The 13,269-nt window shown below is 58.9% G+C and carries 11 protein-coding genes; 5 read left to right on the top strand and 6 right to left on the bottom strand.

Going from position 1 to position 13,269, the window contains the following annotated elements; all coding sequences use genetic code 11:
• Positions 1 to 40: 40 nt before the first annotated feature.
• From ampD to A8B84_RS18795, 3 genes are all read left to right on the top strand, one after another.
• The gene (ampD, locus tag A8B84_RS18805; protein WP_064230577.1) at positions 41 to 667 is read left to right on the top strand and encodes a 1,6-anhydro-N-acetylmuramyl-L-alanine amidase AmpD; all 627 of its coding nucleotides are present in this window, start codon (positions 41 to 43) and stop codon (positions 665 to 667) included.
• A complete protein-coding gene (locus A8B84_RS18800; RefSeq protein WP_064230578.1) occupies positions 668 to 1,555 on the top strand; it encodes a hypothetical protein in 888 nt (295 codons plus the stop codon).
• A 120-nt stretch (positions 1,556 to 1,675) separates the two neighbouring features.
• Positions 1,676 to 3,706, top strand: a complete 2,031-nt coding sequence (locus A8B84_RS18795; protein WP_064230579.1) for a methyl-accepting chemotaxis protein — start codon at positions 1,676 to 1,678, stop codon at positions 3,704 to 3,706.
• 42 nt (positions 3,707 to 3,748) lie between these two features.
• Here A8B84_RS18795 and A8B84_RS18790 read toward each other — a convergent pair whose 3' ends face one another.
• The 5 genes from A8B84_RS18790 to A8B84_RS18770 form a co-directional block, all read right to left on the bottom strand.
• Positions 3,749 to 4,306 carry a cob(I)yrinic acid a,c-diamide adenosyltransferase gene (locus tag A8B84_RS18790; RefSeq protein WP_064230580.1) on the bottom strand — a complete coding sequence of 186 codons (558 nt, stop codon included), beginning with the start codon at positions 4,304 to 4,306 and terminating at the stop codon, positions 3,749 to 3,751.
• A 14-nt stretch (positions 4,307 to 4,320) separates the two neighbouring features.
• Complete coding sequence (locus tag A8B84_RS18785) at positions 4,321 to 5,214, bottom strand: ketopantoate reductase family protein (protein WP_064230581.1); 894 nt, start codon at positions 5,212 to 5,214, stop codon at positions 4,321 to 4,323.
• Positions 5,215 to 5,219: 5 nt separating this feature from the next.
• Positions 5,220 to 8,072, bottom strand: a complete 2,853-nt coding sequence (locus A8B84_RS18780; RefSeq protein ID WP_064230582.1) for a valine--tRNA ligase — start codon at positions 8,070 to 8,072, stop codon at positions 5,220 to 5,222.
• Between the two features lie 131 nt (positions 8,073 to 8,203).
• Entirely contained in the window at positions 8,204 to 8,719 is a 516-nt protein-coding gene (locus tag A8B84_RS18775; protein WP_064230583.1) for a DNA polymerase III subunit chi, read from the bottom strand.
• Entirely contained in the window at positions 8,706 to 10,199 is a 1,494-nt protein-coding gene (locus tag A8B84_RS18770; RefSeq protein WP_064230584.1) for a leucyl aminopeptidase, read from the bottom strand. Before A8B84_RS18770 ends, A8B84_RS18775 begins: the two co-directional genes overlap by 14 nt.
• 242 nt (positions 10,200 to 10,441) lie before the next feature.
• Between A8B84_RS18770 and lptF the strand changes: the two genes are divergently transcribed.
• Both lptF and lptG read left to right on the top strand, forming a co-directional pair.
• Positions 10,442 to 11,551: an LPS export ABC transporter permease LptF gene (lptF, locus tag A8B84_RS18765; protein ID WP_064230585.1), complete on the top strand. Its 1,110-nt coding sequence runs from the start codon at positions 10,442 to 10,444 to the stop codon at positions 11,549 to 11,551.
• Positions 11,538 to 12,599 carry an LPS export ABC transporter permease LptG gene (lptG, locus tag A8B84_RS18760; protein ID WP_064230586.1) on the top strand — a complete coding sequence of 354 codons (1,062 nt, stop codon included), beginning with the start codon at positions 11,538 to 11,540 and terminating at the stop codon, positions 12,597 to 12,599. Before lptF ends, lptG begins: the two co-directional genes overlap by 14 nt.
• Before the next feature lie 24 nt (positions 12,600 to 12,623).
• Here lptG and A8B84_RS18755 read toward each other — a convergent pair whose 3' ends face one another.
• On the bottom strand, positions 12,624 to 13,178 hold the full coding sequence (locus tag A8B84_RS18755; protein ID WP_064230587.1) for an RDD family protein: 555 nt from the start codon (positions 13,176 to 13,178) through the stop codon (positions 12,624 to 12,626).
• Positions 13,179 to 13,269 lie beyond the last annotated feature (91 nt).

The raw sequence follows: 13,269 nt of genomic DNA, 5'->3' as shown, positions 1-13,269 counted from the left end.
CAATCAGAGGCTGTAATGCTCTGAAACTTTTGGAATTACTTTGCCCGATTCAGACGTTTTTTCCGAACGCCCTTCAGCCTCCGGTACCGATGGAAATTCGCTTCGCGAAACCGGGCGGATTTCCTTCGCCCGCTGGACCCCTTCGCCGAATTTCGGGCCTCGTCCGGAAGGGGCCGCCATTTCCCTCCTGGTCGTCCACAATATCAGCCTGCCTCCGGGTCAGTTTGGTGGCCGCGAAATAGAAGACTTCTTCTGCAACCAACTCGACCATTCTGCGCACCCCTACTTCAAGACTATCGAGGGCGTCCAGGTGTCTGCGCACCTGCTGATTCGCCGCGATGGCGCGCTGGTCCAGTTTGTCAGCCTGCTTGATCGGGCCTGGCATGCCGGCCGATCGTGTTTTGAAGGGCAGGAGGAATGCAATGATTTTTCCATCGGGATTGAACTGGAAGGGACCGACGACACCCCTTACACCACCGAACAATATCGCATGCTGGCGAAAGTGGCGGACCTGATTATGACGGCCTGGCCGGATGTCACGGCCAATCGGATTACCGGGCACTGCGACATTGCGCCTGGCAGGAAGAGCGATCCGGGGCCTGCCTTCGACTGGCAATATTTCCGGGCAGCCCTCCAGGCAGTCCAGGGATCCGGGAGGAACGTCTGAATGGAGTTTGTTGTGTTTCTTCTGGCGTACATGGTACGCAGGCGTCTGGATTCCCTGGATCTGCTGTCCGGGGATGAGGTCTGGCGTCGGTGGTTTCGCAATGGCAGCCGGGTCAGGGCGGGCCATGAGTCGGGGATTGCTATCGGGCTGGCGCTGGTTGTATTGCCGGCCTTCCTGCTGGGTCTTGCGGAATATCTCCTGGTAGCCTCCGGCTGGAGAATGGCCGCTTACCCATTGGAGTTCCTGGTTCTGGTCGTCCTCATGGGTACACCCGGCTGGCGACAGGTGCTCCGGGCTTACGCAGAGGCATGGCAGCGGGGAGACATGCAGTCGGCTTGGCATCATGTGAAAGATCTTTTACCGGCCGATGAGCGGGGTGCAGCGGTGTCTCCCGAGGCCATGCATCTGTCCCTGTCCAAGGCATTGATGGTTTCGGTGTTTCAGCGCTTCTTCCTGGTGGCTTTCTGGTACGTGGTTGGCGGTATCGGCCTTGCGGTTCTGGCGCGTGGTTTGGTCGCGCTTGCCGATCAATGGCCTCAGGCGCCGGCCAGGCCGCGTTTTGCGAGAATATCGGACCTGGCCGGCTGGGTCCCCGCCAGACTTCTTTCTTTGACCTTCGGGATAGCCGGAGACCTTGCCGGCTGGCTGCGGGAAACACGTCGCACCCTCACTGGTGTAACCAAAAAAGCCGGGGAGGTCCTCATGATTTCGGCCAACGGGTCGTTAACCGGGTATGCACTGGATCCAGCCCGCTTTTCCCGGGTTCACCCGGATGAGTGGACAGCGTTCGGAGGACGTAGCCTGAGAGCAGTAAGGGATTTATTGAACAGAAGCATGCTGGTATGGATATGCACGCTCGCTCTGCTGGTCATTTCCGGGGTTGTCTGACCTGGATTTTATAAAACATTACAGTTTAACAACAAATAATGCTTAAGTTTTTAAGACTTTAGGCGACAATATAAGAAAAGAACTTACGTTCAGTTGTTATTTGCCAGCACGAGGGTCACTGTGAAGCAACTCATTAATCCTGCCATTGCACTGATGAACCGGCTGCCGATGGTCTACAAGTTCAGCCTCATCAGCATTCTGTTCCTGTTACCGATCGGTGGACTGTCCTGGCTTGCCATTTCCGAGCTGAACCGCTCGGTTCAGACCATGACTCGAGGTGTCGAGGGGCTTGAACAGCTTCAGCAGGTGGATCGGCTGGTGGACGCCGCGATGGATTATCGGGATTACCGTTCACCGGCAATTATCAAGGATGAATCCGCTATTACGGCAGTTTCTGAAGAAGCGGCCGGTGAGATAGACGACACTCTGGCGGCACTCGTTGCCGAAGAGCGTTCGTTCGATACAACCGGCTCATGGGCTGAACAGGTGCAGTCCCTTCGCCAGGAGTGGGAGGCACTCCGGGCGGATGATAACTATCAGGGCAGCTTCGATCCCCAGTTCAAGTATTATCAGGAGTTTGTCCAGAAGGCCCAGGCTCTGCTGTCCGCGACCATTGAAATTTCAGGCTTGGGGCAGGGAGCCTCGAGGGAGAACCAGCTTATTCTTGGCCTGGTCAGCGACTCGCTCCCCGCCGCACGCACCGTGATCGGCCGTGCAAAATCATACGGCATCTTCGCGCTGGTTGAGGGGCAGGTGGGCTATGCCCTGAGCGAGACCTTGAACGCGATCTATGACCAGCTGACCAATCGCAGCTCATTGCTCTCACCTGCGTTGGCCCTGGCCTCCGAGGCATCTCCGAGGTTGACCGAGCAGGCGGGCAATGCCATTCAGCGGGTTGATGAGAGCCTGATGGTGGTCCGGGATCAGCTGGATCTGAACGTGATTACGCCAATGCGTCTGGAAATGCCCTGGACCGAATACGACGATCTGATGTCCGGGCAACTGGCCCATTACGACGCGGTCAAGACGGCTGCGTTCAGTGTTGTCGATTCGAACCTGCGAGCACGGCTTGGGAGTGAGATTAACCAGCGTCGGCTGATCGTCATTGCTCTCATTGCCATCCTGCTGGTGGTCGTCTATCTCTATATCGGTTTCTTTATGTCGGTGCGCACCGCCATCAACCGCTTCAGCGAGGCTGCACGGAGCGTCGCTGCCGGTGATATGACCACCCATATCATGTTGCGTAACCGCGACGAGCTGGGCGAACTGACCACTGAGTTCAACAACATGACCGACCGGATTGCCGAGCTGATTCGCTCGGTCAGCCGGACCACGGCGGATGTGGACCAGCAGGCGACCCGGGTCAACGACACCGCGGCTGCCAACAGCGAGGCCGTGGCACGCCAGATGGAAGAAAGCGGCCAGATCAACGAGGCCATGAACCAGATGGTTGAGGCGGTCCACGAAGTCACAGAAAGCGCTCACCGGGTTGCAGACAGCGCCAGTAACGCCGAACAGGATACGGAAACCGGGCGTGGTGTGGTTGCCGACACCGTTGAAACCATCAACAAGCTGGCGGGCGAGATATCTGGCGCCGTGGAAGTGATCAACCGGGTCAGCAAGGACAGTGACAACATCAGCCAGGTGCTGGTCGAGATCAAGGCGATTGCCGAACAAACCAACCTGCTGGCTCTGAATGCCGCTATCGAGGCTGCCAGGGCCGGTGAGCAGGGGCGCGGTTTTGCGGTAGTTGCCGATGAGGTTCGCTCGCTTTCCCAGCGTACCCATAAATCCACTGAAGAGATTGAGGGTATGATTTCCCGCCTTCAGAGCGGCGTGAAAGATGCGGTGTCAGCCATGACCAACAGTCGGGACGTGACCGAGGCGACGGTGCAGAAGTCGGGTGAGGTCACGGAGGCTCTGGACAGGATCGCCAAGGGTATTTCGGTGATCGTGGATATGAGCCACCAGATTGCCCAGGCGGCGGAAGAGCAATCCGCCGTTGCCAAGAACGTGAATTCGAACGTTGAGCAGATTGGTGAGCTGGGTCAGAGGACTGCCGCCAACGCCGAGGAGACGCTCGGTTCCTCGCGGGAAATGTCGCAGCTGACCGCCTCACTCCAGCGCTTGGTGGAGGCCTTCAAGGTCTGACTGGCGCCAGCTTCCGAGTAACAGTGAAGACAAATCCGGCCCCTAGAGGCCGGATTTTTTTTGCTCCCAGAGAATTTCCTTACCACCATCGCGACGGGCCAGGACGCGGGCGATGACAAACAACAGATCCGACAGACGATTCAGGTAGTGCCGGGAGGCGGTATTGATAGAATCTTCATGGCCGAGGGCAACAACCACTCGCTCCGCCCGACGGGATACCGCCCGGGCCAGGTGGCACTGGGCTGCCGCAGGTGTGCCGCCAGGCAGGATAAAGTTCTTCAGAGGTGGCAGACCCTCGTTATGCCGGTCCAGGGTGTTCTCCAGCCATTCGATATGATCATCACCGATCACCCGGCTGCCGGGGATGGCAAACTCGCCCCCCAGATCGAACAGGTGGTGCTGGATGCGGCGCAGGCTTTCAATCAGTTCGTCGTCGCTGTCCAGAGTCTCGATCAACAGCCCGATGTGACAATTCAGCTCATCGGCGGTGCCCATGGCTTCAACCCGCTGGGCATTCTTGGCAATACGGTTGCCATCGGCCAGGCCCGTGGAGCCATCATCTCCGGTGCGGGTGTAAATCTTGGAAAGGCGGTTGCCCATCAGTCTGCTCCTGATTAGTGTGACGACAGTTGTTGTACCCGTTCGGTCAGCATTTGGTTCACTGGAGTTTTGATACTGAGTTCATTTCCCAGCTGTGTCAGGTAACCGTTGATAAAGTCTATCTCGGTTCGGCGGCCCCTGAGAACATCGGCACGCATGGAGGATGTGTTGCCGGCGGTATTGCGAGCCACCTGCTCGATGCGCTGCCGCAGGGAGTTCGGTGTCTCTCTGATCTGAAGGGAGGCGTCCATCAGTTCTGATAGCTCGTGGCAAAGGTCGTCGATGGTGCTCTGATACAGGTGCGTACTCAAAATCTCGCCATTCGGGCAGTCCAGGATGGCGGTGTAGGGATTGATGCCGGCGTTGATGATGAGTTTTTGCCAGAGTCGCTGGAGGATGTCCGGCTCGGGATGAACAGCCAGGCCGGTGGCTGCCAGCATTTCTACGGTTTTGCTGACGGCGGCTCTGGCGGGCTCGGTCATTGGCCCCACCCAGGTATCACCGGTGCCGGCATGAACGAGAAGCTTCGGCTCCGGCCGGTTGGCGCCTTCGGTGGTGCTGGCGGCCAGGATCGGGCGCTCCGGCCACCGGTCGGCAACAGCCTGTTGGCTGCCCAGGCCGTTCTGGAAAAGCAGGATGGGGGTGTCCATGGCAAACTGGTCGATCACCCCCGCCAGGGCATCCAGGGTGTCACCGGCCTTGGTTGTGACCAGAAGCAGATCTGGCTTGTTACCCGCCTTGAGGAATGGGATTCGTACCGTTGATTCCGGCCCTTTAAAGGGCCGGAAACGGTAACTGAGATCGGTGTCGGTCGGCTCGCCAGGCCTGGCAATGAAGGCAACGCGACCCGCGGGTAGCATTGCGCCCCAAAGCCTGCCCAGAGAGCCTGCACCGAGAATACCGATCATGCCGGTTACATGGCCTCGATGTCGGCCCTTTGCTGGCTCAGGCGAGCCTGGCTGCTCTGGGCGTCACGGAGTTTCTCCTGCTCCTTCTCAACCACTTCGGCTGGGGCTTTGGCGGTAAACTTCTCGTTCCCCAGCTTGCCCTCCAGGCGGCCAATCTCTTTCTGCAGGCGCTCCAGCTCCTTGTCCAGGCGCTTGAGTTCCGCATCCTTGTCGATCAGGCCGGCCATGGGGACCAGCACTTCCATTTCTCCCACCAGTTGGGTGGCGGACATCGGCGCTTTGTCACCCTCGAACCAGTCAAGGCTCTCCAGCTTGGCAAGGGAGCTCAGGAACTGGCGGTTGTCGTTCATGCGACGCTGATCTTCCGCGTCTTTGCCACGCAGCAATACCGGGATCTTTTTCGCCGGGGAAATGTTCATCTCACCACGGATGTTTCGCACTGCAACGATGACGCCTTTCAACCATTCAATATCGGCGGTCACTGCAGCATCCTGCTTGGTGGCATCCGGCTGTGGGTAGGCCTGCAGCATGATGCTGTCTCCGGTCTTGCCGGCCAGGGGCGCAATGCGCTGCCAGATTTCCTCGGTGATGAACGGCATCATCGGGTGGGCCAGGCGCAGGACGGCTTCCAGTACGCGCACCAGGGTGCGACGGGTGCCGCGTTTGGCTTCGGCACTGGCGCTTTCATCATTGAGCACCGGCTTCGACAGTTCCAGATACCAGTCGCAGTATTCGTTCCAGATGAATTCATACAGCGCGTAGGCAGCCAGGTCAAAGCGGTATTGGTCCAGGTGGCGGATCACATCCTGCTCGCAGCTCTGCAGTTCGCTGATGATCCAGCGGTCGGCAAGGGACAGCTCCACCGGCTCGTCATTCACGCCGCAATCTTCGTCCTCGGTATTCATCAGCACGTAACGGGCTGCGTTCCACAGCTTGTTGCAGAAGTTGCGGTAGCCTTCCAGGCGCTTCATGTCCCAGTTGATGTCACGACCGGTGGTGGCCATGGCCGCCAGGGTGAAGCGCAGGGCGTCGGTGCCGTGGGCGGTGATGCCCTCCGGGAACTCCTTTTTGGTGCGCTTGCCGATCTTCTCGGCCAGCTTGGGCTGCATCAGATTGCCAGTGCGCTTCTCCAGAAGGTCATCGAGGCTGATGCCGTCGATCATGTCCAGCGGATCGATCACGTTGCCCTTGGACTTGGACATCTTGTCGCCGTGCTCGTCCCGGATCAGGCCGGTGACATACACGGTATGGAAGGGCACCTGGGGTGTACCGTCTTCGTTCTTCATGAAGTGCATGGTCATCATGATCATCCGGGCTACCCAGAAGAAGATGATGTCGAAGCCGGTCACCAGCACATCGGTTGGATGGAAGGTTTTCAGGCGTTCGGTGATCTCCGGCCAGCCCAGGGTGCCGAAGGTCCACAGGGCAGAGCTGAACCAGGTGTCGAGAACGTCTTCGTCCTGCTCGAGGGCGACGTCGGCGTCGAGGTTGTGCTTCTGGCGGACTTCGTCTTCGCTACGGCCAACGTAGATGTTGCCTTCGGCGTCGTACCAGGCCGGGATGCGGTGGCCCCACCAGAGCTGGCGGGAAATACACCAGTCCTGGATGTCCCGCATCCAGGCAAAATACATGTTTTCGTACTGTTTCGGTACGAACTGGATACGGCCATCCTCAACAGCTTCGATGGCCGGCTTGGCCAGGGTCTTGGCATCGGCAAACCACTGGTCGGTGAGCATCGGCTCGATAATCAGGCCCGACCGGTCACCGCGGGGGACGCTGAGCACGTGATCCTCGATATTCTCAACCAGACCCTCGGTTTCCATGTCGGCGACGATCTGTTTGCGGGCCGCTTCGCGGGTCAGCCCGGCGTAGGCGTTTGGCATGGTCCCGTCGAGTTCGGTGTTTTCAGTGCCGTCCGCGTTGAACACTTCGGCCACGTCCCGGATGTTGGCATCCTGGGTCATGACGTTGATCATCGGCAGGTTGTTGCGCTTGCCGACGGCGTAGTCGTTGAAGTCGTGAGCCGGGGTGATCTTCACGCAGCCGGAACCTTTCTCCGGATCGGCGTGATGGTCGGCAACAATGGGAATCCGGCGATTCACCAGCGGCAGCATCACGTGTTTGCCAATCAGGTGCTGGTAGCGCTCGTCTTCCGGATGCACGGCCACGGCTGTATCGCCGAGCATGGTCTCGGGCCGGGTGGTAGCGACTACGAGGTAGTCTTTGCCGTCTTTGGTCTGCGCGCCGTCAGCCAGCGGGTAACGCAGGTGCCAGAAAAAGCCTTTTTCTTCCTTGTTTTCCACTTCCAGATCAGAAATGGCGGTGTGCAGTTTCGGGTCCCAGTTGACCAGGCGCTTGCCACGGTACACCAGGCCTTCGTCGTACAGACGGATAAACACTTCCTGAACGGCTTTGTAGAAGCCGTCGTCCATGGTGAAGCGTTCGTTGTCCCAGTCTACAGAGTTGCCGAGGCGCCGGATCTGACGGGTGATGGTGCCCCCGGAGTGCTCTTTCCAGTCCCAGATGCGCTTGATGAATTCTTCCCGGCCCAGATCGTGGCGGGTCTTGTCCTCTTCCGCAGCGAGTTTGCGCTCAACCACCATCTGGGTGGCAATGCCGGCGTGGTCGGTACCGACAGTCCACAGTGCGTTACGGCCCTGCATGCGCTTGAAGCGGGTGAGGGTGTCCATGATGGTGTGCTGGAACGCGTGGCCCATGTGCAGGCTGCCGGTAACGTTGGGCGGCGGGATGGCGATGCTGTAGGACTGGCCTTCACCGCTGGGGCGGAAGTACCCTTTGGATTCCCAGTTTTCGTACCACTGGCGCTCGATGTTTTCTGGCTGGTAGGTTTTTTCCATGGGGTTCTGCAGTGACCGTTGGTTGATTCACAAGGGAAAATTGAGACGGCCGATTATACATGGTCGCCTGCCCAACGGCGAAATCCGTTTTAAACCGTAGGTCGGGTTAGCGAAGCGTAACCCGACATGGGCTATCCCGGCTTCCTGAGGTCATGCACCCGCGGTTCAATCCCCAATGCCCGCAACTGCTTGAAATGCGACCGGGCCTGATTAAGCACATTCGGGTCGTTATGAGCGACCAGCGCCAGTCGCTTGAACCGATCCGCATCCGCCGGCAGCGTTGCCGATAGAATGATCACGGTGTCCCAATCTTCGGCAACCGGCGGGCAGAGCAGGATGCCGACAGGATCGGGGCAGGTGGTAGCGGAATCGGGAACAACGCTGTGGGGGATGAATGCGTCGGGGCTGAAGTTCCAGAGCAGGTCGTCCAGCTCTTCGGCGTGTTGCATGGTATCGCAAACGATGCACACACGGTCTCCCTGCTGCCAGGCTTTGTCCACGAGTTTGGCGGCGTGGAGGTTGCGGGCGGCAGGGGTGTTCTGGGCAAGGATATGGAACCAGTAGCGTTGGTTCCGGTCCTCCTGGCCGGAAGCTCCGGCAGCAGGGCTGCCGGGTTCCGGAGAGGGCGCCGGGTTATTTTCCGGCATGGGACATCAGGTAGTCGACCAGCAGAGGGACCGGACGGCCGGAGGAGCCTTTGGCTTTGCCGGAATGCCATGCGGTGCCGGCGATGTCCAGGTGGGCCCAGCGGTAGTCCTTGGCGAACCGGGACAGGAAGCAGGCTGCAGTAATGGTGCCGGCCGGGCGTCCGCCGATGTTGGCCATGTCGGCGAAGTTGCTGTCCAGCTGGCTCTGGTATTCGTCCCAGAGCGGTAGACGCCATGCCCGGTCACCGGCACGTTCGCCGGCAGCCAGCAGTTCGTTGGCCAGATCATCGTTGTTGGCCAGCAGGCCGGTGGCGTGATTGCCAAGGGCGATGATGCAGGCACCGGTCAGCGTCGCCAGATCGATGACGGCGGCCGGGTCGAATTTCTTCACGTAGGTGAGGGCGTCGCACAGTACCAACCGGCCCTCGGCATCGGTGTTGAGGATTTCGACGGTCATGCCCGAGAGGGTGGTTACGATATCGCCCGGGCGGGAAGCGCCGCCGTCCGGCATGTTTTCCGCAGCGGCAATCACGGCCACCACGTTGATCTTGGGTTGGGTTTCGGCCAGGACTTTCATGGCGCCGAAGACACTGGCGGAGCCGCCCATGTCGTACTTCATTTCATCCATGCCCTCGCCAGGCTTCAGGCTGATACCGCCGGTGTCGAAGGTGATGCCTTTGCCGACAAGTACGTGGGGCTTGTCCTTGGCCTTGCCACCACGGTATTCCATCACGATCAGGCGCGGCGGCTGTGTGCTGCCTTTGCCCACGGCCAGGATGGTGTTCATGCCCATTTTTTCCATCTGCTTTTCATCAAGCACTTCGGTCTTGATGCAGTCGTAGTCCTTGGCCAGCTTCTTCGCTTGCTGGGCCAGCCACTCCGGGTGGCAGATGTTGGGTGGAGTGTTGCCGAGATCCCGGGTGAGGTTCATGCCTCGACCGGTGGCCAGGCCGAGGTTGAAGGCATCCTTGAGGGCCTTGCTGGCACTGGAGGCAAGCACAACGGCTTTGTTGAGCTTGCGGGCGGCGGGTTTTTCGCTCTTGAAGTCGCTGAAGGTGTAAAGCTGGTCTTCCAGGGTGCGGCCGATCAGGCTCAGCCGGGCGGCTTCGGAACTCACGGCCTCTTCTCCGGTTACCGCCGTGTCCGCCAGGGCGATGGCGACACTTTTCGATGGGCCATCCTTGAGTGCGGTCATCATCGCGATCAGCGCCTTGCGGTAGTTGGCAGGGCTGCGATCAGTATCCTTGCCAGTGCCAACCACGAGCAGACGGCTCCAGGGCTGGTCTGTCAGGGGAATTGTCAGAGTCGTGGCATTCTTGCCGGAAAGGTCGCCGGCCTTCTGGAGCGTCTTGATCAGCCCGCCGAGTGCTTCATCGGCCTGATTGGTAGAATCGGGCCAGGTACCCTTCTCAGGCAAGCCGATTACGAGGCAGTCTGCTTTGCTACTGGCGATGGCTTTACTGCTCAGGCTGAAATTCATGGCAACTCCTGTTGATTGTTCGCGAGACATCCGCCGACGGCGGGAATCGTTCTTGATTGTGATCTAGTCTAGCATTGGGGCGGGCCGGGAAATTATCAAGCAATTTGCGCGGCTTTGGTGCCTGTTCGCGCCTTCGTATCGGTGTAATACGGCTGCTCTGTCATTCGACACCAAGGTTACATAGAATACGCGCAGTTCCCAGCGACCTCCACGTTTCAACGGATACGGCCAGAGAGACCGATTTGAACATCATTTTCCGTTACCTCATACGCCAGATCATGATCAGCATGGTTGCCGTTTCCGGCATCCTGCTGCTGGTGTTCATGAGCGGCCGTTTTCTGAAATACCTCGACAGTGCCGCCCAGGGGAGCATTTCCGCCGGTGTTCTGTTCGAAATCATGGCTTACCGTTTTCCGGGATTCCTCGAGCTGATACTGCCCCTGGGGCTTTTTATCGGCATCTTGCTTGCCTACGGTCGCATGTACCTTGAAAGCGAGATGACGGTGTTGTTCGCCTGCGGTGTCAGTGACAAGGCCTTGTTGGGTAAAACCCTCCTGGGCAGTCTCCCCGTGATGATTATTGTCGGCGCCATGAGTCTTTACGTCTCGCCCTGGGGGATGAACCAGGTTGAAGAGATTTTCAATGAGCAGCGTAAGGCCACGGAGTTCGAGATGCTGGCGCCGGGTCGCTTTCAGGATTTCTCGTCGGGCGGTCGGGTGACTTACACCGAAGGCCTGAGCGAAGACAAACGCCGCCTGCAGGGCGTCTTTATCGCAGAATACGCCGACAACGGTCAGGGGCTGACCATTATCACGGCCGATTCCGGTTCCCAGCTGGTGGACCCCGAAACCGGAAGCCGTTTTTTGATTCTTGAAGAGGGTGGCCGCTTCGAGGGCGCTGCTGGTGAGCTGGATTACACCACTATTGATTTCGAGGCCTACGGCCTGAAAATCGAGAGCGGCAAGGCTGGAACCCGGGAGCTGGAAGAGGGTGCCAGTACCTGGAGCCTGATGCAGTCAGACCGGCTTGAAGATCGTGCTTTGTTGCACTGGCGCCTTTCACTGCCGCTGATTGTACCGGTAGTGACTTTGCTGGCGGTGCGCTTGAGCCGGGTGAACCCCCGCCAGGGCAGGTTCTTTCACCTGCTTCCGGCGATGCTGGTTTACATTACCTACCTGGGCTTGCTGATCGTGGCCCGGGACTGGCTGGCCGAGGGCAAGGTCCCCGAGTGGGTCGGTATGCTCTGGGTTCATGCCCTGTTTATAGGGTTTGGCCTTTGGCTGCAGTTTGGCCCTGACTGGCTGCATCGCAGGCGGTTGATGCTGGAGGGGGCTGTCCATGCGCAGGATTGACGGCTATGTAATGCGGACCGTCGGCGGCGCCATGTTCCTGGTTATGGTGGTGGTGCTGTCGCTTGATCTGATCTTCGCCTTTATCGCCGAACTTGAGGATACCCGGAATGACTACCAGACGCTGGAAGCGCTCTGGTACGTCTTCCTGACTCTGCCTCGCCGCATCTACGACTACCTGCCGCTGGGCGCGTTCATGGGTTGTCTGGTGGGGCTGGGTTCCATGGCCAGTTCATCGGAGCTGACAGTGATCCGGGCGGCCGGTGTTTCGCTGAAGCGAATTGTCTGGTCGGCCATGAAGCCGGCTTTGGTTGTGGTCATCCTTGGGGTGTTGATTGGTGAGTACGTGGCCCCACCGGCGGAGCGTGTGGCGCAGAGCGACAAGGCCGTGGCGCTGGGTGCGGGCACCAATGTGGCGTCGGCGTCCGGGGTCTGGCACAAGGAAGGGAACGTTTACATTCATCTGAACGCGGTGCAGCCCAACGGCGTGCTTCACGGTGTTTCCCGCTTCCGGTTTGACGAGGATAGGCAGTTGCTGGCGGCGAGCTTCGCGGAACGGGCCATCTATCAGGGCGATTACTGGCTTCTGGAAAAGGTGCGCACCACCGAGTTCGAGGACGACAGAACCACCCGTTCTGAAAACAAGATCCTGAGGTGGGAAACGGGCCTGTCACCAAGCGTTCTGAGTGTCCTGATTGTGAAACCGGAAAATCTGTCTATGACGGGCTTATTCACCTACGCCCGCTACCTGGGAGAACAAAACCTCAATGCCTCGCGTTACTGGCTGGCATTCTGGAAAAAAGCCCTGATGCCCCTGGGTACCGCTGTGATGGTGCTGGTCGCCATATCCTTTATTTTCGGGCCGTTGCGATCAGTCACCATGGGGTTCCGCGTGTTTACCGGGCTGTTGGTGGGGTTGCTCTTCAAATACATGCAGGATCTGCTGGGGCCGATGAGTCTGGTTTACGGCTTTAACCCGATGCTGGCGGTACTGGTGCCAATCGCAGTGAATGCCGTTGTGGGGGCTATCTTGATGCGACGGGCCGGCTAGCGGGCCCGCCCTGGCCCTCTGCGGTTACTTCGCCGCGCGCTTTTTCGTTGCGGTTTCCTTCGGAACCGAGACAACGACGCTGTCGGACAGGCGATCAGTAACCGAAAGGCCGTTAATCGGATAGAACAGTGCGACAATTGCCGGGATGCTCAGGAACAGAGTGGCCGCTCCGAAATAGTAGCTGCCCAGCAGGGTCAGGAAGATCACCCCAGCCGCCGTCACATAGCGTCTGAGAGCCTTGGTCCAGCTCACTGACGTGCCGTCAATGTTTTCAATGCGGATCCGCCACACCTGCATCCCCAGGGTCTGGCCGATGCGAGTCCAGAAATATCCAAAGAACAGATAAAGAACCAGAAACAGGGTGAATGTCAGGCCTGGGTCCCCGGAAAGCTGGCCGGACTCGGCCATTTGCTCGTAGCGGTCCCAGCCCGTAATCCAGCCGGCCACCATGGTGTATCCCCAGGTAGCGACAAGCAGCACGGCGATGCTGATCAAACCGTCGTAAATAATGGCAAGGGCGCGTTTAAGGGCAGTGGCTGGTGGGAATAGTTCCTCGGCGTCATGGAAGCGTCGGGGCATGGAATCTCCTGTGATGTTTCACGTTTTTCCTGTTCTCGGCGTGTGCTAGAGTAGCGGATTTGCACAAGCATGTAAGTATTCGTATTCAATC

It is taken from the genome of Marinobacter sp. EhC06 (assembly GCF_001650915.1).
Classification (GTDB): Bacteria; Pseudomonadota; Gammaproteobacteria; order Pseudomonadales; family Oleiphilaceae; genus Marinobacter.
Note: the sequence above shows the minus strand (reverse complement) of the source record. Positions and strands in the feature narration are given on the sequence as shown.

What these genes read in the sequence shown, in the direction of transcription:
- A8B84_RS18800 (WP_064230578.1), top strand. Translation starts at nt 668, where the DNA reads ATGGAGTTTGTTGTGTTTCTTCTGGCGTACATGGTACGCAGGCGTCTG.
- A8B84_RS18790 (WP_064230580.1), bottom strand. Translation starts at nt 4,306, where the DNA reads ATGGGCAACCGCCTTTCCAAGATTTACACCCGCACCGGAGATGATGGC.
- A8B84_RS18785 (WP_064230581.1), bottom strand. Translation starts at nt 5,214, where the DNA reads ATGATCGGTATTCTCGGTGCAGGCTCTCTGGGCAGGCTTTGGGGCGCA.
- A8B84_RS18780 (WP_064230582.1), bottom strand. Translation starts at nt 8,072, where the DNA reads ATGGAAAAAACCTACCAGCCAGAAAACATCGAGCGCCAGTGGTACGAA.
- A8B84_RS18775 (WP_064230583.1), bottom strand. Translation starts at nt 8,719, where the DNA reads ATGCCGGAAAATAACCCGGCGCCCTCTCCGGAACCCGGCAGCCCTGCT.
- A8B84_RS18770 (WP_064230584.1), bottom strand. Translation starts at nt 10,199, where the DNA reads ATGAATTTCAGCCTGAGCAGTAAAGCCATCGCCAGTAGCAAAGCAGAC.
- lptG (WP_064230586.1), top strand. Translation starts at nt 11,538, where the DNA reads ATGCGCAGGATTGACGGCTATGTAATGCGGACCGTCGGCGGCGCCATG.
- A8B84_RS18755 (WP_064230587.1), bottom strand. Translation starts at nt 13,178, where the DNA reads ATGCCCCGACGCTTCCATGACGCCGAGGAACTATTCCCACCAGCCACT.